This is a genomic window from Micromonospora sp. MH33, assembly GCF_003013775.1.
In the GTDB taxonomy this organism is placed as follows: Bacteria; Actinomycetota; Actinomycetes; order Mycobacteriales; family Micromonosporaceae; genus Micromonospora; species Micromonospora fulviviridis.
On the sequence record NZ_MUYZ01000651.1, the window covers coordinates 1 to 1,098 of the forward strand.

A 1,098-nucleotide genomic window follows, 5' to 3' on the forward strand; every position below is an offset into this window, starting at 1 on the left:
GTCCGCGAGCACGAGGGGCTGGATCCGGCGACGGTGGCCTGGTCGCTGGCCACGACGCGGTCGACGTTCGACCACCGGGCGGCGGTGTTCGGGGCCGACACGGCGGAGCTGCTGGCGGGCCTGGATTCGCTGGCGTCGGGCGCGCCGGCCGGGAATGTGGTCGTGGGGACGGCGGTCGGTCATGGGTCGGGTCCGGTGTTCGTGTTCCCCGGGCAGGGTGGGCAGTCGGTGGGGATGGCGGCTGGTCTGGTCGGGCGGTGTGCGGTGTTCGACGCGCGACTGGCGGAGTGTCAGCGGGCGTTCGCCCCGTACCTGGACGTGGACCTCGCCTCCGTCTTGACCGGGGACGACGGGTCGTGGCTGGAGCGGGTGGAGGTGTTGCAGCCGGTTCTGTTCGCCGTCGGTGTGTGTCTGGCGGAGGTGTGGCGGCACGCCGGGGTGGTCCCGCAGGTGGTGATCGGTCATTCGCAGGGGGAGATGGCGGCGGCGTGCGTGGCGGGTGTGCTGTCGTTGGAGGACGCGGCGAAGGCGGTGATCCTGCGGGCCCGCGCCCTGGCCACCCTGGCGGGGACCGGGGCGATGGCGGCGGTGGATCTGCCGGTCGACGAGGTGACCGCCCGCCTCGCGGACTTCCCCGAGGTGGTCGTGGCGGTGGTGAACGGGCCGGCGAACGTGGTGGTCTCCGGTCCGCCGCAGGCGGTGGGGGAACTGGTCGAGGCGTGGCGGGCCGAGGGGCTGCGGGCCCGGCCGATTCCGTTCAACTACGCCTCGCACTCCCCGGCGGTGGAGCAGATCCGGGAGCGGATGCTCGCCGACCTGGCTGACGTGCGGCCCGAGCAGGGGCACACCCGGTTGGTGTCCTCGCTGACCGGGGAGTGGGCTGACCCGACGTCGATGGACGCCGGCTACTGGTACGAGAATCTGCGCCGGCCGGTGCGGTTCGACGCTGCCGTGCGGGTCGCGGTCGCCGCCGGGCACACCACGTTCGTCGAGGTGTCCGCGCATCCGGTGCTGACCCTGCCGGTCGCGGCGATCCTGGATGACACCGGCACGGCCGGGCACACCCTGGGCACGCTGCGCCGGGGTGAGGACGACCCG

General features: G+C 73.7%; 1 protein-coding gene. It reads left to right on the forward strand.

The genetic code is table 11. From position 1 onward, the window contains the following. On the forward strand, positions 1-1,098 hold a 1,098-nt coding region (locus tag B0E53_RS36680; protein ID WP_146167982.1), incomplete at both ends, for an acyltransferase domain-containing protein.